The 21,515-nt window shown below is 40.4% G+C and carries 18 protein-coding genes; 3 read left to right on the top strand and 15 right to left on the bottom strand.

The features are described from left to right. The 5 genes from secA to ftsW all read right to left on the bottom strand — a co-directional run. A partial coding sequence (gene secA, locus GYA54_01345; GenBank protein ID NMC51357.1) for a preprotein translocase subunit SecA occupies window positions 1-2,822 on the bottom strand: 2,822 nt, incomplete at its 3' end. A 97-nt stretch (window positions 2,823-2,919) separates the two neighbouring features. Beyond that, a complete protein-coding gene (locus GYA54_01340) occupies window positions 2,920-3,516 on the bottom strand; it encodes an MFS transporter (protein ID NMC51356.1) in 597 nt (198 codons plus the stop codon). Window positions 3,517-3,528: 12 nt separating this feature from the next. After that, window positions 3,529-4,929, bottom strand: coding sequence for a UDP-N-acetylmuramate--L-alanine ligase (gene murC / locus GYA54_01335; protein NMC51355.1), 1,401 nt, complete (start codon window positions 4,927-4,929; stop codon window positions 3,529-3,531). 15 nt (window positions 4,930-4,944) lie between these two features. Further along, window positions 4,945-6,012: a UDP-N-acetylglucosamine--N-acetylmuramyl-(pentapeptide) pyrophosphoryl-undecaprenol N-acetylglucosamine transferase gene (locus GYA54_01330; GenBank protein NMC51354.1), complete on the bottom strand. Its 1,068-nt coding sequence runs from the start codon at window positions 6,010-6,012 to the stop codon at window positions 4,945-4,947. A 5-nt stretch (window positions 6,013-6,017) separates the two neighbouring features. Then, window positions 6,018-7,160: a putative lipid II flippase FtsW gene (ftsW, locus tag GYA54_01325; protein ID NMC51353.1), complete on the bottom strand. Its 1,143-nt coding sequence runs from the start codon at window positions 7,158-7,160 to the stop codon at window positions 6,018-6,020. 113 nt (window positions 7,161-7,273) lie between these two features. Between ftsW and GYA54_01320 the strand changes: the two genes are divergently transcribed. After that, entirely contained in the window at window positions 7,274-7,879 is a 606-nt protein-coding gene (locus tag GYA54_01320; GenBank protein NMC51352.1) for a methyltransferase domain-containing protein, read from the top strand. Window positions 7,880-8,355: 476 nt separating this feature from the next. Here GYA54_01320 and GYA54_01315 read toward each other — a convergent pair whose 3' ends face one another. The 9 genes from GYA54_01315 to GYA54_01275 all read right to left on the bottom strand — a co-directional run bounded on the left by GYA54_01315 (window position 8,356) and on the right by GYA54_01275 (window position 14,677). After that, window positions 8,356-8,808: a hypothetical protein gene (locus GYA54_01315; protein NMC51351.1), complete on the bottom strand. Its 453-nt coding sequence runs from the start codon at window positions 8,806-8,808 to the stop codon at window positions 8,356-8,358. Between the two features lie 84 nt (window positions 8,809-8,892). Beyond that, on the bottom strand, window positions 8,893-9,294 hold the full coding sequence (locus GYA54_01310; GenBank protein NMC51350.1) for a hypothetical protein: 402 nt from the start codon (window positions 9,292-9,294) through the stop codon (window positions 8,893-8,895). 67 nt (window positions 9,295-9,361) lie between these two features. Next, entirely contained in the window at window positions 9,362-9,730 is a 369-nt protein-coding gene (locus GYA54_01305) for a hypothetical protein (GenBank protein ID NMC51349.1), read from the bottom strand. A 6-nt stretch (window positions 9,731-9,736) separates the two neighbouring features. Continuing rightward, complete coding sequence (locus GYA54_01300; protein NMC51348.1) at window positions 9,737-10,180, bottom strand: hypothetical protein; 444 nt, start codon at window positions 10,178-10,180, stop codon at window positions 9,737-9,739. Next, on the bottom strand, window positions 10,177-11,574 hold the full coding sequence (gene aspS, locus GYA54_01295; GenBank protein ID NMC51347.1) for an aspartate--tRNA ligase: 1,398 nt from the start codon (window positions 11,572-11,574) through the stop codon (window positions 10,177-10,179). The genes GYA54_01300 and aspS overlap by 4 nt, the downstream gene beginning before the upstream one ends. Before the next feature lie 33 nt (window positions 11,575-11,607). Beyond that, a complete protein-coding gene (locus GYA54_01290; GenBank protein ID NMC51346.1) occupies window positions 11,608-11,979 on the bottom strand; it encodes a desulfoferrodoxin in 372 nt (123 codons plus the stop codon). A gap of 23 nt (window positions 11,980-12,002) precedes the next feature. Continuing rightward, entirely contained in the window at window positions 12,003-12,515 is a 513-nt protein-coding gene (locus GYA54_01285) for a hypothetical protein (GenBank protein ID NMC51345.1), read from the bottom strand. 69 nt (window positions 12,516-12,584) lie between these two features. Further along, window positions 12,585-13,880, bottom strand: a complete 1,296-nt coding sequence (gene asnS / locus GYA54_01280; protein ID NMC51344.1) for an asparagine--tRNA ligase — start codon at window positions 13,878-13,880, stop codon at window positions 12,585-12,587. Window positions 13,881-13,909: 29 nt separating this feature from the next. After that, window positions 13,910-14,677, bottom strand: a complete 768-nt coding sequence (locus tag GYA54_01275; GenBank protein NMC51343.1) for an SIMPL domain-containing protein — start codon at window positions 14,675-14,677, stop codon at window positions 13,910-13,912. Between the two features lie 404 nt (window positions 14,678-15,081). Here GYA54_01275 and uvrB point away from each other — a divergent pair, with 404 nt between their 5' ends. Beyond that, window positions 15,082-17,109 carry an excinuclease ABC subunit UvrB gene (uvrB, locus tag GYA54_01270; GenBank protein NMC51342.1) on the top strand — a complete coding sequence of 676 codons (2,028 nt, stop codon included), beginning with the start codon at window positions 15,082-15,084 and terminating at the stop codon, window positions 17,107-17,109. A gap of 37 nt (window positions 17,110-17,146) precedes the next feature. Here the strand turns inward: uvrB and GYA54_01265 are convergent, their stop codons facing one another. Next, window positions 17,147-18,550: an amidophosphoribosyltransferase gene (locus tag GYA54_01265; protein ID NMC51341.1), complete on the bottom strand. Its 1,404-nt coding sequence runs from the start codon at window positions 18,548-18,550 to the stop codon at window positions 17,147-17,149. Window positions 18,551-18,750: 200 nt separating this feature from the next. On the opposite strand from GYA54_01265, the gene GYA54_01260 reads away from it, so the two are divergent. Beyond that, window positions 18,751-21,507 (top strand): ATP-binding cassette domain-containing protein, encoded by a 2,757-nt coding sequence (locus GYA54_01260; protein NMC51340.1) that lies wholly within the window; start codon window positions 18,751-18,753, stop codon window positions 21,505-21,507. Window positions 21,508-21,515 lie beyond the last annotated feature (8 nt).

Here is a 21,515-nt window from a genome sequence, read left to right as displayed (position 1 = left end):
TTATATTTTTTCCCACTCCCGCACGGGCATGGATCATTGCGTCCAATTTTTTCTTTTTTCTCCACCGGCGCTGATTGCAAATCACCCCCCGACAGTCCAGCCACTTTCATCGGTTTGGTAATATTTATTGGGTTTTTATCTGCTGATTGCTGATTACTGATTGCTGATTGCTGATTACTCTCTTTCTCTGCCCCCTGAAATTTTAAATTCTGTGTTCTGTTAATTGTGTTTTGGGTTTTTGTCTCCGGAGAGAGTCCGATCTTAAAAATCGAATACGCTACTTGCTTTTGAATATTATTCTGCAAGGCAATAAACATCTGATACGCCTCACGCTTGTATTCCACCAGAGGATCTTTCTGGCCATAACCCTGTAGTCCTATCCCGGTCCGTAAATGATCCATAGCATCAATGTGTTCTACCCAGAGCATATCAATCGCTCGGAGTAGCACCATCTTTTCCACTTGCAACATTGGTGTGGCTTCCATGCCTTCGCCAAATGATAACCTATTTATTCTCTCTTCCAGCTCATCATAGGCCCGACGCGCCAAATCGATCAAATAATTGATCAGGGTGTCCCTCGCCTTTACATCAGCTTTTTTGTCACCGGCTGTTTTCTGGATATCATCCATCTTCAATCTGACATTTATCGGCAAAGGTACAATCGTATCCACCACTTCATAAACCTCCTCAATATTCCACTCCTTTTCATCCTCTGACATAGTATGGAAAGAAACCACCTGTTCGATCTCCGCTTCCACCATTTCAAAAATCATCTCCCGCAATGCCCCAGGACCATCAATTACACCCCCTTCTTCTGCCTTTTGTCCATCAGCTGGTGGATTGCCTTTTTCCTTTAACGTCTCGTAAATCTCCAATATCCTATCGCGTTTCCGATAAATAACCTCACGGTGCTTGTTTATCACATCGTCATAATCTAGCAAGTGTTTGCGAATATCAAAATTGTGTCCCTCTACTTTTTTCTGAGCTGCTTCCAAAGATTTTGACACCATTGAATTTTCTATTGGCACATCATCTGGCAAGCCCAATCTCTCCATTATTGATTGGATTCGATTTGATCCAAAAATTCTCATCAGATCGTCCTCGAGAGACACATAAAACCTTGATTCTCCCGGATCGCCCTGACGACCACTGCGACCACGGAGCTGGTTATCAATACGCCTAGACTCATGCCTTTCTGTACCAATCACATACAATCCGCCCAAATTCTTTATTTCCTCTTTTTCTTCCAATGTCCCTTCTGCCCCGCCGAGCACGATGTCGACGCCACGACCGGCCATGTTGGTCGCCAAAGTTACCGCCCCTCTTTTCCCGGCTTCGGCGATAATTTGGGCTTCTCGCTCATGGTTTTTGGCATTCAAAATATTATGAGCAATCCCCTCTTGCTGCAATAAATAAGACAAAATTTCATTTTTATGAATAGAAATTGTACCCACCAAAATTGGTTGACCCTTCTCGTTTCTTTCTTTAATATCCTCAATCACTGCTCTAAATTTTGCCTCTTCGTTTTTATAAATCAAATCCTGTCTATCGCTCCTCGCTATCGGCTTGTTGGTCGGAATAACAATAACATCCAGATTATAAATCTTGGAAAATTCTTCTGCCTCGGTCGCAGCTGTACCGGTCATACCAGCCAACTTCTCATACATACGAAAATAATTCTGAAAAGTCACCGTCGCCATGGTGACTGACTCCTTCTTTATCTCTACTCCTTCCTTGGCTTCAATTGCCTGGTGCAACCCTTCGGAATAACGCCGGCCGTACATCATCCGGCCAGTAAACTCATCCACAATAATAATCTCCCCTTCTTTCACCACATAGTCACGATCGCGTTTAAATAAAGTATGTGCCCGAAGCGCCTGCTCAATATGATGCACCTCGCCAATACCACTCTCAGTATAAATATTTTCTACTCCCAGCCATTGTTCCATTTTCTTTATTCCCTCATCTGTCAAGCTGGCTGCCCGCATTTTTTCATCAATATTATAATCCTCGCCCTCTTTCAACTGAGGAATAAGCTGGGCAAACCGACGATATTTATCTGTTGCTTCTTCGGCTGGCGCTGAAATAATCAAAGGTGTTCGCGCCTCGTCAATCAAAATAGAATCAACCTCATCAATAATCGCGTAATAAAAACCGCGTTGAACCTTATCTTCTCTTGTCGGCGCCATATTGTCACGCAAGTAATCAAAACCAAATTCATTATTGGTACCATAAGTAATATCACACTCGTAAGCTTCTTTTCTGGAACAAGGTTTCAGGTGCTTCAACTTTGGATCATTCATCTCTGCATTATCAAAATCAAAATCATAGACAAAAGCCTGTTCATGAATAATCGCCCCGACCTTCAAGCCCAGAGCATCATACACTCCTCCGATCCAGCCTGTATCTCTTTTGGATAAATAATCATTAACTGTCACCACATGTACACCCCTGCCAGTCAAAGCATTGAGAGTCGCCGAGGGCGATACAGCATAAGAAGTTTTTCCTTCTCCAGTTTTCATTTCTGCTATCTTGCCGTCGTGTAAAGCATAAGCGCCGATCATCTGCACATCAAAATGGCCTGAACCCATCCGCCTTTTAGCCGCCTCTCTCGTTGCCGCAAAAACATCTGGCAATAAATCATTTAGCGCCTTGCCATTATTCGATTCTTTGCGCCAAGTTTCTGCCAAACCGCGGAGCTCATTATCGCTCATTTCTTCATATTTTTTCTCCAATTGGCGAATTTGTTCTACTAGTGGCGCCAAAATTTTTACGTATTTTGCATTAGGATCGCCAAAAATTTTAGTGATTAAAGACATAATTTATTGTTTAAAGTAATTTTATCTTAACATTTTGGCCCCCAAAAATCAAATAAAAAAGGCCTTATCGGCCCCTTGATAAATTTATGGTATTTTTAACCTATAATACCTTTCTCGGCAATATCATTATAAACAATCCGCACAAAAAAGATAAACCCGCCATAATAATAAAAATTGTTTCAAAACCATACTCTTTTACCAGCTCCCCCCCGAGCACTGCCGCTATCGCCGGCAGCAAATAACCCAAGCCGTCATAAACACTCCACTGCCAAGGCGCCTCAGCTTTTGTGGTGTGCTTGCCATAAACCGCATGAAAGGCTGGCCAATAAAAAGCCAAACCTATGCCAAGTAATGCCTGCGCCGCGTACAAAGCCAAAACCCCATCAGCCATAAAATAAATTAGATAAGCAAACCCGATAATAAACTGTGACCAGGCAATCCCCAGTTCTGTTTCTTTTATTTTATTTTCCCACTTACCAGTTACAAAAGAAAAGAGACCGGCTGCCAGAGAAAGCACTGCCCAAGCATTAGAAGCCACCGTCACGTCGCCACCCAATTCTTCTACAAAAAGTGCATAAATCGGACTAAACATCCCGAAAGCAAACGTAAATAAGCCACTCACAATGAGCATGATCCGAAGTGGGCCATTAAAAATGGTGCCCTTATGTTGCCTTTGATGATAGTAAACTTGATGCATGTCTTTATTTTATCAAATTTTTTTTAAATAAGAAAGAATCTCATCACCTATCTTATATGCCTCTCCTGCTCCCATAGTGAGAAGAATATCATTTCTTTTCAAATTTTTCTTTAAATGAGTAATAATTTTCTGGAACTCCCCCAAATATAAAGCCGGGTTTTCTCGCCTATATTTTTTATTAATCAAATCGACCAAATCACGGCTGGTAATTTTATAAATATTCTTTTCCCTTGCAGCGTAAATATCCGCCAAAATTAAATTGGGTGATAAATTCAGCGCCTCGGCAAAACCTTCCAAAAAATCATGTGTCCTCGAATACAAATGGGGCTGAAAAACAACCCACAAATTCTTGTTTTTGAATCTGTCTATGGCCGCCGACAAAGTCGCTCTTATCTCTGTTGGGTGGTGGCCATAATCATCATAAAATTCTATTTCCCTCGCCTTGCCTCGGAACTCAAATCTACGCCATACTCCAATAAAATTATTTAAAACCTTACTCACAATCTCTGGCTCGATCCCTATTTTTGCCGCTACTGCTATAGCCGCCAAAGCATTATAAACATTAAACTCACCCGGTATTCTTAATTGGAAAACCCTTCCATTATATTTCCTATTTTTTGATAACACCTGAAACCTCGTAATTCCTTTCCCTGTTTTTATCCCCGCCGCCTGAAAATCAGCCTTATTTCTTATTCCAAAAGTAATTACTTTGCCCTCTACCCCACTGGCCAATTCTCTGCAATTCCTATCATCAGAATTAACTATCAAGCTCCCTCCTTCTTTTGTCTGACTGGCAAACCGGCCAAAACTTTTCATCACCCCAGCCAAATTTTTAAAATAGTCCAGATGTTCTGGTTCGATATTTGTTATAACTGCCATATCGGGATGATAATTCAAAAAATTATCTTTGTACTCACAAGCTTCTGATAAAAAATAATCAGATCTGCCAAGCCGAAAGTTTCCCTGCCACTCCTTTAGCTTTGTGCCGACAAAAACTGTCGGATCAAGTTTCGCCTTTTCCATTATTAAAGCAACCATTGAGGCCGTGGTGCTTTTGCCATGCATACCAGAAACAGTAACCGTAAATTTTTCTTTTGATAAAATTCCCAGTAGCTCAAAAATAGTCAGGGTCTTTATGGCCAGCTTTTTGGCCCTTGCCAACTCTGGGTTGCTGCTATCAATTGCCTGTGTATATATTATTAAATCAAAGCCTTTGTCAATATTACTGGCCCTTTGCCCAATAAAAATCTTGGCCCCCAACCTCTCTAAATCAGAAGTGATCGGGTTTTTCTCCCGGTCAGAGCCACAGACGACCTTATCCTGCCCCAAAAAATATCGCGCCGCAGCTGACATCATTATGCCCCCAATGCCAATAAAATATACCTTATTTATTTTTTGTAAATCGATTTGCATAAAAAACATTAGTGGCTAACCAGCTAACTCCTCTATAATATCCGCCAACCTGCCCTCTGCACCCCATTTTATCGCCTGGTGGATATTATAACCCAACTCTTTTAATCTATTTTTATCATTTAATAATTCTTTTATCTTGCGGATTAAATCATCTCCGTCCGCTCCCTCCTGTTCCAATAATTCTATTGCCCCCTTTTTATAAAAATAACTAGCATTATAAACCTGATGAGATCGTGGTATTGGTATTATTATTGCCGGTTTGGATAAATAGCTTATTTCTGTTAATGTCGCCATACCCGCTCGAGAGACAATCAGATCGGCTGATAACAAAAAAGGGACAATGTTTACCAAAAATTCGTAACTGATATAATTTTCACTCTCAAAAAAATCTTTGGGTTTGTTTTTACCAGTCACATGTATCACCTGGCAAAACTCAACCAATTGCTTCAAACCATCATAAACCAAACTATTGACCATCAGAGAGCCCGTGCCACCAGTTGTGATGAGGACCAATGGTCTATCCTTATCCAGCCCTAATTTCTCAAATAAATAATCTCTCTTTGTCTTGTCGCCATTCTTGAGATTCATCCTGACTGGATTTCCAACAATCTCTGTTTTTCTTCTATTAAAATATTTTTCTGATTCCGGAAAACAAACGGTTATCTTTTTGGCGAATAAACTGCACAATTTATTGGCCAAGCCCAACTGCACATCCTGCTGGTGGATAATTGTCGGTATATTGAGTAGCCAGCCAGCCCACACCACCGGCACGGCCACAAATCCCCCAGCCGAAACAATAACTCGCGGCCTTATCTTTAATAATAAAATTATAGACTGGATAAAGCCAATTAAAATCCTAAAAATATCCAAAAAATTTTGCCAACTGAAATAACGCCTCAGCTTACCTGAATAAATTTTCTTGAATTCTATATTATAATGTCTCACCATTTTCTCTTCTGGGCCCTTTCTGGTACCAATCCAAAACAAGTCACTCCCCGGATTTTTGCTTTTCAATACTTCCGCTACAGCAATCAGTGGTGTTACTGAGCCCATAGTGCCTCCGCCGGTAAACAGTATTTTCATAAAAATTATTTCCAATTTTTTATATTCTTTGTCACGATGCCCTCCTGCGTCTGCCTTGATATGTTGACCACAATGCCAACCGCAGCCATGGTGACCATCATGGCTGTTCCTCCATAACTCACCAGAGGCAATGGCAAACCAGTCAAAGGCAGAATCCCAAGCATTGCCCCTACATTAACAAAAAATTGACCCAAAATCCAGACCGCCACACCCACTGCCACTAAATGGCCAAACAAATCATCGGTTTTTGAGGCTACCTTTATTATTCTCAAAAAAAGGGCCAAAAACAAAACAATAAAAATAGTAATAATTATAAAACCAAGCTCTTCGGCCATAATGGCAAAAATTGAATCTCCTGCCACCTCTGGCAAATATTGAAATTTTTGCTTTGACTGACCCAAGCCCAAACCCAAAAGCCCGCCAGAGCCAACAGCCAAGAGAGCTTGCTTTATATGGTATCCGACGCCCTGCGGATCGGCACTGGGGTCCAAAAATGCTGTCAATCTAGCCAGCCTATATGGAGCAATCTTTATTAAAGCAAAAAAACCAGCTACTGCACCTATTAATATCAAAAAAAGATGGGATATTTGAGCACCAGCCGCATAATAAACAACAATACTAGTAAAAATAATAATCGAAACTGTACCAATGTCTGGTTGCAAAATAACCAGCGTAGCTATCAAACCCAAATAAATCAAAAATTGCAAAAACCCATAAGCAAAATCTTTTACCTTTTCCCTTCTTCTTTCCAGCCAAGCGGATAAATACAACAAAAAAGTCAACTTTACTATTTCTGCCGGCTGAAGCGAAAAACCAAAAATATTAATCCATGATTTAGCGTTCGTGCCGGAAGTGGAGCCAATACCCGGTATAAAAACCAACCCCAAAAGCCCGATAGAAAACAAAAACAATAATGGTGCGATCCTCTTCCAAAAACGATAATCAATCCTGCTCATCACATAGAAAAAAAACGCACCCGGCAAAAAACCAAAAAGAAGCTGGTGCTTAACATACCAATAGCTATCCTGACCTTTGGTATAATAACCCAAAACAGAAGAAGCTGAGGACAACATTATCAACCCAAAAACAACTATTATCCAAAATAGTGTAATCAAAACATAATCTGGCTTGTGTGCCAACTTTTGCATACTTCAATTTTACCGCAAAAAGCCATCTCTGGCAAAACGTTATTGCTTCCCACAAAACAATAACACTTTCCCATTGTTTATATGTTTAAATGTTTATATGCTAAAATGCTAATATGAAAAAGACAAAACTCCTCAACCCAAAATCTGGCTATGACCTCTATGCCCCTTTCTATGACAAAAAGTTGGCTTATTTAGATTCTTTTGAACAATTTCACCTTTTGCCCAATCTGAAAGACATTAAAGGTAAAACGATTTTAGATGTCGGCGCTGGCACTGGCCGGCTAACCTTGAGACTGGCAGAAAAGGGCGCTGATGTTACCGCTATAGATATCTCGCCGGAGATTCTAAAAATATTAAAAAAGAAAAATAATAAAATTAAGACCATGGTCGCCGACGCAGAAAGTCTGCCTTTTCCGGACAACTCTTTTGATATTATTGTCGCCGCCTTTTTAATTGTTCATCTCAAAGACCCAAAATATTTTTTTACTGAGAGCTATCGCGTCCTCAAACCCGGCGGCATCTTGGCCATCACCAATATCAATCAAAAACGCCCACCCGAGCTGGAAACCGGAAAAGGTAAAATAATTATTGAATCTTACTACCATCGGCCAGAGCAAGTGCTAGAAGATTTGAAAAATAATCTTTTTACCATAACCAAAAACATCCTCATCAAAGACAAGGATGTTTGGATTAACCAAATTATTATTGCAGAAAAATAATTATGAACTTGCCTAGCCACTTATCGGCAAATATCCTCACTTCTATGCCCCTAAAACACTACCTCCATTTGGATTGGCCAACAATTTTTATTTTTATTTCCCTCTCCGTTCTCTTAGACCTAGATCATATTTTATTTTTTATATTCAAAGAAAAAAGCTTCGACCCCACCGTTTGGTTAAAAGTCGGCCGGCAAATGCGACAGACCATGACGCCGGGTCTTTATATCTTCCACTCCCCAGAATTTAATATTATCTTATTTATTTTAAGTTTCTTTAATAAAACAATTTTGGTCTTTTTATTGGCCTGTCTTATACACATAATGCTCGATTCGCTCGAGCATTATCGCTACCATAAAAATTTTTCCTGGTTCAAAAAATGGAGTATATTTTACAATATAAAATCTCTAATATAAAAACATCCTTGTCAAAGACAAGGATGTTTGGATTAATCAGATTATTGTTGCTGGGAAATAAAATTATTCAGTTCTTGTATTTTTTTCTTTTTGTTCATCAATATATTCTTTACGGGCACTCTCGCTCCATGAATTAATTAAACCTTCATCATTTGGATTAATATAACTTGCAAAATTAAATAATCTGCCTAACTTTGATTGAGGATGTGCTTTGTTCCACGCTTCTGCGTGATCTCGATATGCTTTTTCACCACTTGCTTCAGCCATTATTATTTCTGCTACCCCTGGTTTACGCATTATTTCTTCAGCCGCGCGATTCAACTCTTCCATCATTTCAATACTTTCTTGATTTGGTTGGCCATCAAGAGTTTCAGTATTGTCAATTTTTTCCAAAAGCTCAATTTGCTTTCTTCTAATTTCACTTAGCTGGCGCGCCAAATTATCAGGACTATTATTTTCTTCTGCCTCAATTACTCCAGTAGCTTTTTCTAATGTTGGGTTTTCATGTCTATTCATAATTTTTAAATTAATTATTAAGTATTTAATTTAAAGCCATAATAATTATATCAAATATAATCGATATTGTCAAAAACATCCTAGTCAAAAAACGTTGGGCGGCAGCTTCTCAATCGGCGGCTGGCCAATTAGGGCATCATTCTCCGCTCTTCTCAATTTTTCAGTTAAATCTGCGACGATAGACTCTATCTCTCTAATTTCATCATCCAATATTCCATCATGCTCGTTTAATTCGCGTGCCCGTTCCAACCATGCCTGCAATTGAGTCAAGCGATTATTAATTACTTCTGGGTCCTTTGGATAGTCAACGGAAAAACCGCCACTTCTACCCCCCTCAATAAATATCGTCCCCGCTGGATACCATTCCTTTTCACGCCTAAAATCATGATAGGCCTTACGAAGATCACGAGCAGTTGTAAATCTTTTGGGGTCATATTTCCCCAATTCAGCTTGCCCCATATCTGACTCCAGTGAATCTATTGCCATATCTTTTCTCTTTTTAATCCTGATGTCTGTAAATCAGGATTTTAATTATTAATAAATTCTAAAAACATTATTCATTGTTCATAATTCTCAATTCTGCCCTCACGTCATCCGGTATTGGTATCTCTGCTCCCGGCTTGGTTATTCCCGGGTACTTCCACGCCGAAATTATTACAATTTGCTTTCCATCTTCTTGGCCCTTGATTTTTGCTAATTGAGTTTTGTGTTTTTCTTGAAACATCATCCAAATCTCGTAAGGATGTTTTACTGACCCGGCTCTTTGCATCGCCGCGGTGGTGTTTTCCGCCACACCCTCCTCCACCCTTTTTGGATTACGCAAAACTCGAAGCACCCGATTCTCACTCAAGCCATAATAGCGCATCTTTTCTTTAACGTGCTCTGTCCAATAAATTTTATTTTTTACCAAAGTAATTTGCATAATCCCCTAGTGAAACCCACGCGCGTAATCGCCAAACTTCTTGCCATAATTATGATTCCAAATATCCACATTTATAAAACTATTATCATCCAATTTTATCTGCAAATACTGATGAGGTGATATATACCACACCAAAGAATATTTTAATTTAATATCATCATCACCAAACCAACCACTTTTCACCAACAAAATCCTGAATAAATAATTCATATTGTGGCAATGTAAAAATCCCGTCTTTTGCCAAAGCTTCTCCACATCTGTCTCAAAGGCCTCCCCAAAACGCCAATAGGTCCTAAATCTATAACCTCGATATCTCTGAATCATTGTTTCATACGCCCGCCGCAAACATTCTTCCTTACCAATTACACCCCTCAATTCCTCAATAACACTTTCCATTTCTTCCGGCAACTTTTCCGGCATTGGTCTTTTATTAAAAAAATTTGGTATCATTTCTTTATTTGTATGCCCAATTCACTTAACTGTTTTCCACTTACCTCGCTTGGGCCGTCCATCAGAGGATCACGATTGTCGGCCGTCTTCGGGAAAGCAATTACTTCACGAATATTTGGTTCGCCCGCCAAAAGCATTACCAATCGATCAAAACCCCAGGCAATCCCACCGTGGGGCGGCGTACCGTATTTGAAAGATTGGAGCATGTGCCCAAACTGCGATTCGATTTCCTTGTTGTTATAGCCCATAATTTCAAAAGTTTTTTTCAAAACCTCTGGCCTATGCGCCCGAATACTACCCCCACCGATTTCATAACCATTCATTACCACGTCATATTGCGTTGTTAATATCTCGCCAACATTTTCGCCGCTCATCATATCATCCAAATATTCTGGCTTGGGCATAGAAAACGGATTATGCGTAAATGTCCACCCCCCGTCGTCAGTCTTCTCAAAAAACGGAAAATCAATGATCCAGCACAGGGCTAACAAATTTGGATCATTTTTATCTTGACGCAAATCTGGCCTGTCTGTGCCATATTTTTCCATCGCTTCTTTATAGCTCAATCTCGGAAAAGGAATTTCCTGAATTTTCTTTTCTGGCGCCGCTTTCTTTATTACTTCGATCAGCGCGGCCTCATTTATTGCCATCACGTCTTCTCTTTCTACAAAAGACATCTCCATATCCAGCTGGGTAAATTCTGGCTGACGATCGCCACGCGAATCTTCATCTCGAAAACATCTGGCCAGCTGAAAATATTTTTCTAACCCCGATACCATCAATAACTGCTTATACTGTTGGGGGCTCTGGGGTAAAGCAAAAAACTTACCGGGATAATGACGCGAGGGTATCAAGAAATCCCTTGCCCCTTCTGGTGTAGATTTTGAAACATAGGGAGTTTCTATCTCCAAAAAATCTTGGCCATAAAAAAATTCTCTTATTGCTTTAGCTATTTTGTGCCTCAAATCAATATTCTTTTTCATCCTCTCGTGCCGCAGATCCAGATAGCGATATTTGAGACGCAATTCTTCATTGGCCTGCCGCTCTTCATTATCAATTTCAAAAGGCGGCGTCTCTGCTGCCGATAAAATTAAAATTTTCTTGGCCAAAATTTCTACCATGCCAGTTGGTGAATTTTGATTAATCTGTTTCTCCCCGCGGGCCTGCACCACACCTTCGATTTCCAAAACAAACTCCGGCCGGACTTCATTCAGGGCATTTTGCGACGCCTCATCTAATTCTGCCGGCACGCACACCACCTGCACTACTCCCCACCTATCGCGCACATCCAAAAACACAATCTTGCCCATATTGCGGCGATTATTCACCCAACCATTGAGTTTTATTTTTTCATTGATTTTATTTACTGTGTCTTTAGAAATGTTTCTATTCATATAATTATCAATCTATTAATTTAAAATTTCCCGTTATGCCCTCCACAGTCCATGCAAATTACAATACTCTCGCGCTGACACATTTTCTGCCTCAACCATAAACACTACTTCTGGCGCTTGACCCGGATTCAAATATTCTCGATATGCTTTTTCGCCAACAATTAATTCAATCCACTGAATATAATGCCCTTCTTCCATCGGATGAGCGACCGAGCCCACTTTTACCTTATACCCGCCATCAATTTTTTCAATCACTGGCACGTGTTTTTCCATGCCCTGATCGGCAGTTTTCTCTGCTAAAAGCTCCATCGGCTGTCCGCAACACACCAAAGGTCCACCACCCACATGAATTAATTCTACTATATTACCACAGACATTACATTTATAAACGCTATTTTTTTGCATAAAATTTATTAATTTCTACCAAATTATTTATAATAAGACTTTATTTGAAACAAAACATAACAACCAACGACCAGACTAAATAACCCACCGAAGATGCTGCCGTAAAAAATGTTTCCTACAAATGAAAGAACTATCTCATAAAAAGTCAAATTCCAACCGCTTTTTGCTCTTTTGAACAAACCCGGCAAAGCCATAACGCCCAAAACCAAAGTAACCAAAGTTATAATATTATAAATCCCCCAACCGGCATGATAAAAATAAGAACCAGCATAAAATGTAAAAATGGAACCGAGACCAATCACTGCCAAGGCCAAAGGAATAATCGTTAACAAAAAAATCGCATTCAGCCAAGGCATTATTTTGACGATCCCCTCTCTGATCTTGACTGGAATCTGGAAAGGCGCCTTGGTCACAAGATAATATTCTAGGGTTTCCATCAAGCCCTTGGGCGGAGCTTGGGTCGGGCCACTGGCATTATCACCGACCGGCGGCATAGGAGCTGGCGGCACTTGGTTGTTTGGATTTTGGTTATCCATATTTTTTCAATTAATTTCTAAATTAAAAAATTGGCCATAATTCATTATTTATTATTCGCAACTCGCCGTCTACGGAGTAATCCGATTTATCATCCTCGGGAAAGGAATCGTCTCTCTAATGTGCTGCAGTCCGCAAACCCAAGCCACAATGCGCTCCAGACCAAAACCAAACCCACTATGTGGCACACTGCCAAATTTTCTAAGATCCACATACCATTGAAAAGCTTCCATAGGCAAATTGTGTTCTTTGATTCTTTTAATTAATTCTTCATAATCATCTTCCCTCTGACTGCCACCAATAATTTCCCCATAACCTTCTGGCGCGAGTAAATCTGCATTTAAACAATATTTTGGATTTTGTGGATCGCGTTTCATATAAAAGGCTTTGACTTCCGCCGGATATTTTTCCACGAAAATCGGCTTATCATATTGCTTGGTCAAAATGGTTTCATCATCAGCCCCGAGATCATCCATCTCGCCAATGTCACTCCCCAATTCACGTAATTTTTTTACTGCCTCCGCATGGGTAATGCGATAAAATGGCGATTTCACATTTTCCAGTGGCGTCAAATCTCTTTCCAAAATTTTTAATTCCAGCTTGTTCTCCATCAAAATTTTTTGAACCATAAAACTAATTAACTCTTCCTGAATTTTTAAATTTTCTTCATGTTCCACAAAGGCCGCTTCGGCATCCATCATCCAGAATTCTGTCAAATGCCTTCTAGTTTTGGATTTTTCCGCCCGAAACACTGGCCCAAAATCAAAAACTCGCCCCAAAGATCCAATGGCCGCTTCCAAATATAATTGACCTGACTGGGATAAATAAGCCTTACCCAAATCAAAATAATCCACGCCAAAAAGCGTGGTCGTGCCTTCGCAGGCTGAGGGTGTTAAAATCGGCGAATCAAATTTTATAAAATTATGCTCATTCATCCATTCGTAGCAGCCGCGAATCAGGGTATCTCTCACTCTTTGAATCGCCCATTGATGAGAAGACCGCAGCCACAAATGCCGGTTGTCCAACAAAAATTCCGGCCCATGTTCTTTTTTGGCAATCGGGTATTCTTCCACTGGAATTTGATAAATCTTGAAGTCCTTCACTTGCAATTCAAACTCTCCAACATGTTTTGGATGTTCTGTTACTATGCCGATCAATTCAATAGACGTTTCTAAAACAATTTTCTGCGCTTCATTCCATTTCTCCTCGCTCACATCCGCCTTATTCAAAATTCCCTGTACAAAGCCGGTGCCATCGCGCAACTGCAAAAACATTATTGACCCCGAAGAGCGAAAATTATAAATCCAGCCACGCAATGTGACTTCCTGGTCTTTATGCTGTGCCAACTCTTTAATAAAAATATTCATAATTCATTCTTCATAATCCTTAATTCTGGCTATTTCACCTCCCACACCACCGTCGCTTCCACCACCACCTCATTTTGTCCGGTCTGTATCTCCGGTGCTGGTATAGACATAGCACCACCACCGCCCAAACCATAGGCCATGTCTTTAGAATAATTAACATATGGCTGATTATAAACCTGACTCTCATAAACATTGATAATCTTACCGAGTTTAATACCCGTTGCCCCGACGATACTCTCTGCTTTTTCTTTGGCTTTCTTTATAGCTTCCTCCCTTGCCTGATTACGCAACTCAAACTCGTCATCAATAGTAAAAGAGACATTACCCACCTGATTGGCGCCCTTCTCTGCGGTCTTGGCGATAGCATCACCGATCTTATCCAAATCACGAATCTTTATCTCTACATTTTGATAAACTTCATAACCCCGCAGTGTTTGTCCTGACTTTTCTGTCCAATCATAAACCGGATTCAAACTATAATTGGTAGTCTTGATATCCTTCTCTTCAATCGCCAAATCCTTTAAAACCTTTATAATCTCATTCATCTTGGTCGTATTTTCCTTTACTGCCAAAGCTGCCGTCTGTTTAGCTTCGGTTTTGAGCCCCACAGTCAGGTTGGCAATATCTGGTTTGGCAAAAACGCGACCGGTAGCCGAAACTGAAAATTGGTTATTAAAATCATTGCGGCGCAGAGCCAGAACCACCGAAACTATCACGATAGCTGTCACGCATAGTACCACCAAAACTTTGTACCACCACATTGTTTTGTGGCTATGATCTTGATTTGATATTTCCATATATACCTTTTTTATCCAGCACATTAAAAAACGGCTGAATTTTAATTAATTAGTTCGCTTATTTATATCTTAAGTATATGTTTTTTGGGGATTTTAGTCAAAAACCTCTCCCCAGCCCAACTATCAATTACACTTTTGAGTCAACGTTAAATATTTGAATAAGGCCGCATTATAAAAAGGCAGATTAAATTCAAGCAAAGACAAGCGACCGTCCGCTCAACTGTTTGAATCCCGCCTTGGGTTCGGCGGGATGAGTTTTGGGCGGACAGCTTGGCGCAGCGCCGAATTTACTGCCTTTTTATTAAGCGGCAATTTTTCTTTCCGTCCACTTTCTTTTTTAAAAAAGAAAGTGGACATTATTACTCTTGAAAAAATAAACTCTTAAGGTTATACTTATAGGGCTTATGAAATTTAAACTTCAATCAAAATTTGAACCTTCGGGCGACCAGCCGCAAGCGATTAAAAAATTAGTCGCCGGTCTTGAGCGTGGCCTCAAAAAACAAACACTTTTGGGCGTCACTGGCTCGGGCAAGACTTTTACCGTAGCCAATGTGATTGAAAAAGTCCAATTGCCCACTTTGGTTATCTCTCACAATAAAACTCTGGCTGCCCAGCTTTGCCAAGAATTTCGCGAATTCTTTCCAAATAACGCTGTTGAATATTTTGTCAGTTATTATGATTATTATCAGCCTGAAGCTTATTTGCCCCACACCGATACCTATATTGAAAAAGAAGCTCAGATCAATGAAGAAATAGACCGCCTGCGCCATGCCTGCACTCAAGCCCTTTTAACCCGCCAAGATGTTATTATCGTGGCTTCCGTCTCGGCCATTTATGGTCTGGGTTCGCCCGAAGAATACGAAAGCATTGTTTTACACCTCGAACAAAGTCAAAACCTAGACCGTGAAAAATTGGTAAAACAATTAATCACTATGCAATTTGAACGCACCAACTCTGACTTGCGCCGCGGCCAATTTCGCCTGCGTGGCCAGACCCTAGAAGTCATGCCAGTCAATGAAGAAATTATTTATCGTTTTGTTATTAATAATAAAATTGAAATAATCGAAGCCATAGATTCTATTAGTAGAAAAATAAAAAATGAATTAAAAGATGTCTGGATTTTTCCAGCCAAACATTATGTGGCCAACCCAGAAGCGCGCGAAAGCGCCTTTAAGTCGATCAACGCCGAACTCAAAGAACGTCTCCAATATTTTATTAAAAAAAATAAAATTTTGGAATACGAGAGACTAAAACGCCGCACTCGTTATGACCTGGAAATGATAAAAAACATCGGCTATTGCAATGGTATTGAAAATTATTCCCGCCATTTTGAAAATCGCCAAGAAGGCGAACCGCCTTTTACTTTACTGGATTACTTCCAAAATTGCTCCAAAAAATTCCTGACTGTTATCGATGAGTCGCACGTCACCCTGCCACAAATCCGCGGTATGTATAATGGCGACAAATCCCGCAAAGATGTCCTAATAGAACATGGTTTTAGATTGCCATCAGCTCGTGACAATCGTCCACTCAAAGCCTATGAATTTGCCCAAAAAATCAATCAAATAATTTATATGTCTGCCACTCCAGCTGAAGATGAAATCCGCGAAAGCGAGCAAATTGTCGAACAAATTGTTCGCCCCACTGGTCTCGTAGATCCAGAAGTTATTATTCGGCCGATTGTCTCTTCAACTAAAAATAAATCTCAAATCGAAGACCTCCTCATCCGCATTGATGACCGCATCAAAAAACACGAGCGTGCCCTAGTCACCACCCTGACCAAGCGCATGGCCGAGGATCTGACTGAATATCTGGAAAGAAAAAAAATAAAAGTAAAATATTTACATAGTGATGTAGAAACTCTGGAAAGAATCCAAACCATCACCGAACTGCGCCAAGGAAAGATAGATGTGATCGTCGGGGTCAATCTACTGCGCGAAGGTTTAGATATCCCCGAAGTTTCTCTCGTGGCCATCCTTGATGCTGACAAAGAAGGATTTCTGCGCAACGAAACCTCCTTAATTCAAACAATTGGTCGGGCAGCTAGAAACATTAATGGCCAGGTTATTCTTTACGCTGACAACATCACCAACTCTATCAAAGAAGCCCTTAAAGAAACTGATCGCCGCAGAAAAATCCAGTTAAAATATAATAAAAAATATAGCATTACTCCAAAAACCATTGAAAAAAATATTAAAAATATTTTAGAAGAATTTGGAATTACTGCCAAAGGCAACTCTCACACTGCTAAAAAAATAAAATCTCATTCCAAAACCGAGGCCATTCTTTCCTTAGATCTCAAGGGCGACAAACGCCCCATCGCTGAAATTATTAAAGACAAAGAGCAACAGATGAAGATGGCTGCCAAAAGTTTGGAATTCGAGCTGGCGGCCATCTTACGCGATGAAATTAGGGAATTAAAAAAACAATAATAAAACCGGTAGTTCTCCACGCTACCGGCTTTTGTTTTTAATTTAAAGGTATTTTGTAATTGCCGTCAAAACAGGCAAAACAAAAATTCTTTGGGTCTGCACCGAAGTCAATTAAAACTTGTTTCAGCCCGTCCAAAGAAAGATAATATAGTTCATCAGCGTCAATCTCTTCCCTTATTTGATCCACTGATTTACTAGCTGCTATTAATTCTCCCTTGGTGGGCATATCAATCCCGTAATAACAGGGAAATTTTATCTTGGGACTCACAATCCCCACGATAATCCTCAAGATTTTTCTCCCAGCCTTGCGGATCATCTTTATTAATTCCTTCATCGTTGTGCTCCGGACCAAACTATCATCCACAACCATGATGAGAGAATAAAGACGGACAACAGCCTTTACTATTGTATATTTTATTCTGGCAGCCAAACTCCTATTCTTTTGGCCAGGCGTAATAAAAGTTCTTGGTATTTTTGCATCACGTAGAATTAAACGATCCTGTTTTATTCCGCTAGCATGCGCGTAACCAATTGCTCCTTCCACACCAGAATCAGGCACGCCATCAATCACTTCGGGGTGAACCCGGCACTCTTCAAAAAGCATCCTACCAATGGCCTTGCGGAACAAAGCCACTTGTACCCCAAAAATTTTGCTGTCCGGCCGACCAAAGTAAATTAATTCAAAAACACATTGCTGGCAACGTTGATTGCAATGTTTTTTTGAAAAAACTCGATGCAAAATCAAATTGCATTCCATGTCAACTTCAAGTATTGTTCCCGGCTCCAGCTCTTTTATCCGCTTTGCCCCTATTTTCTCCAAAGCACAATTTTCTGAAGCATAAACAAGGGTGTCTTGCCCTATCCAGCCATAATGTATTGGCCTATTACTAAAAGGATCACGAAACAAAAAAAGTTTATCCCTTATTAATAGACTCGCCGAATAAGTGGCATTAATATGCCGCATAAAATATTTTATGCCATCAAGCAAACGATGCAAGCGCCTGTTGGACGCCTCGAATATATATTTCAAAATATACTCCGTATCGCTACCACTTTCGAAGATACTTCCGTTTTTTTCCATCAGCTGCTTTTTAGCCGCCAAATTGGGGGTATTGCCATTAATCGCCAAAGCAACTTTTCCGCTACTAATGTGTAGCCAAAAAGGATGAGCATTTAATAAACTGCTCCCCCCTTCTGTTGAATAACGATTATGACCAATAATCGCTTTTGGGCTATCTATCTCGATCTTTCTTAAAAGAAATCTTGTAAAAAACCCACTAACCTCGCCCATCCCTTTTTCTGCCCACATCCTAACCCCATTAGTATAAGCCACCCCTGTGCTCTCGTGGCCCCTTGACTGCAATATACCCAGCATTTTTACCACCAAACTTATGAGGTTCTTTTTGGGCTTCCTGGCAACCGCGCCTGCGATAGTACACATATATGACCTCCTTCTTCCTATTTTTTAATTGATTGTATTTTTGTTATTTTTTTATCCTCTAGAAAACCTTATTTTACCACCCTCAAAAATCCCGTCAAATTGACATCTTCTCCTTTTGATTTTATAATTAACTCCAATTAAACCTTTCATCTACCCCCTGTATATCCAATCCAGGGTGGTATTTGCGTATTATCAAACTTATGCAAGAAAAAATAATAATCAAGGGCGCCCGCGAACATAATCTCAAAAATATTTCTCTGGAGCTCCCGCGCAACAAAATGATTGTTTTCACTGGTCTCTCTGGCTCTGGCAAATCCAGTCTGGCTTTTGATACCATTTTTGCTGAAGGTCAGCGCCGCTATATTGAATCACTCTCTGCCTATGCCCGTCAATTTTTGGGCGGTATGCAAAAACCAGATGTCGATGAAATCGACGGCCTCTCGCCAGCCATTTCTATTGACCAAAAAGCACATAGCGCCAATCCCCGCTCCACTGTCGCCACTATCACCGAAATCTATGATTATCTGCGCGTCCTTTATGCCCGCATTGGCGAACCACATTGCCCGCTTTGCCACACCAAGCTTTCCAAAATGACTGCCGATGAAATGGCTGTCCAAATCCACAAGCACCTTAAAAGTCTCCCCCTTACTAAGGGGGAGCACTCCGTGAAGCGGAGGGAGGGGGTATCATCAAAAACCCAAATGGATAATGAAATTCTTATTCTCTCCCCTGTTGTCCGCGGCCGCAAAGGCGAATATTATCAGATGCTTTATGATTTTTACAATTCTGGCTTTCTGGAAGTCCGAGTTGACGGCAAAATAAAATCTCTGCGTAACCGGATTATTTTACAAAAAAATTTCAAACACACCATTGAGGTCATCGTGGATCGTATTCCACTTATCAATACCCAAAACACAATTAACAAAACTCAGAAAGATAAAAATAATCCTAATTACACATTACCCGTTACACATTACTCGTTACAAAAAGATGAATTTCACCGTCGTCTAAACGAAGCCATTGAAACTGCCATAGATTTATCCAATGGTCTATGCACTGTAATTTATCCAGATACTAATGAACAAATATTTAGTACTGAATTTTCTTGTCCCAAGGATGGCTATTCATTCCCCGAAATTGAACCGCGCCTTTTTTCTTTCAACTCTCCTTATGGTTATTGCGAATATTGCACCGGGCTCGGCACTGACGGACTTTTTTCCGAAACTCCTTGTCCCAAATGCCACGGCAAAAGATTGAATAATAATGCCCTCGCTGTCAAAATCAACAATAAAAATATTTGGGATTTTACCAATGAAACCATCGGCGAAGCCTATAAATTATTGGATAAAATTGAAGAAAAAATATCTGATCGTGAAAAAGAAATCGCTGGCGTGGTTTTAAATGAAATTCGCAATCGCCTGCAATTTATGCTGGATGTCGGCTTGCACTATATTAGTTTGAATAGAAAAGCCGGCACGCTTTCTGGCGGTGAAGCCCAGAGAATCCGGCTAGCCTCGCAAGTTGGCACTCGGCTGGTTGGCGCGCTTTATGTTTTGGATGAACCAACCATTGGTTTACATCAACGCGATAATGAAAAACTCGTCAATACCCTCCGAAACCTGGCTGATATTGGCAACACCATTATAGTTGTTGAGCACGATGAAGATACTATTCTCATGAGTGATTGGATTGTGGATATTGGCCCCGGTGCTGGCGTCAACGGTGGCGAAATTATTTTTTCCGGCCCCACGGTTGATATTTTAAAATCAATAAATAAAAAATCCAATCGCGAGTTACAATCTACGAGTTACGAGTTACCAGATGTCAAAATTATTGGTGACCCCAAAAAATCTCTTACCGGCCAATACCTCCGCCGCGAACTGACTATCCCCTTGTCAGCCAAACGCCGCAAAGTCGACCCTGCTACGCCCAAAATAAAAATCACTGGCGCCAGTGAAAATAATTTAAAAAATATCAATGTGGAAATTCCGCTCCGTCGCTTTGTTTGTCTCACTGGTGTTTCTGGCTCTGGTAAATCCACCCTCATGGATTCAATTATTTACCGCACTATCAGCAATCATCTCAATCATACCAAATATCATGTCGGTAAACATAAATCAGTTTCCGGCACCGAGTATATTGATAAAATTATTGAAATCGACCAAAGCCCCATCGGCCGCACTCCTCGCTCTAATCCTGCAACTTATACCAAGGCTTTTGATGAAATCAGAAATCTTTTTGCCATGACGCCGGAAGCTCGGATGAAAGGCTATGGTCCAGGCCGTTTTAGCTTTAATGTGCCAAGTATCCCGCCACGGGAAGGTTCAAACCGCTCTATCGGCGGTCGGTGTGAAAAATGTGAAGGTCGGGGGACCCTTCAAATTGAAATGCATTTTTTGCCCAGTGTGGAAATCATTTGCGACGCCTGCCGTGGCCAAAGGTTTAATAAGGAAACTTTGGCGATTCATTATAAAAATAAAAATATCTCTGATATTCTCAATATGACTATTGCCGAAGCAGAAAAATTTTTCAAAGATATTCCTTTTATTTATGATAAGCTAAAAGTCTTGAACGAAGTCGGCCTAGACTATCTGACGCTTGGCCAATCAGCCACCACGCTTTCCGGCGGTGAAGCCCAAAGAATAAAACTTTCTCGCGAGCTGGCCAAAAGAAATACTACTAAAACTTTATATTTGCTAGACGAACCTACCACCGGCTTGCATTATGATGACGTTAGAAAATTAATCGCTGTTTTGCAGCGCCTAGTTGATCAGGGCAATACTGTACTTGTAATTGAACACAACCTTGACGTCATCAAATGCGCTGATTGGATTGTTGATCTCGGTCCCGAAGGCGGCGACCTTGGCGGCGAACTAGTCTTTGCCGGCACCCCCGAACAAGTCGCCCAATATAAATTTTCCTACACCGGCGAGTATTTACGAAAAATTTTAAAATAATAAATAAT

Source organism: Candidatus Kuenenbacteria bacterium (genome assembly GCA_012797775.1).
GTDB lineage: Bacteria > Patescibacteriota > Patescibacteriia > UBA2196 > GWA2-42-15 > JAAZMX01.
Note: the sequence above shows the minus strand (reverse complement) of the source record. Positions and strands in the feature narration are given on the sequence as shown.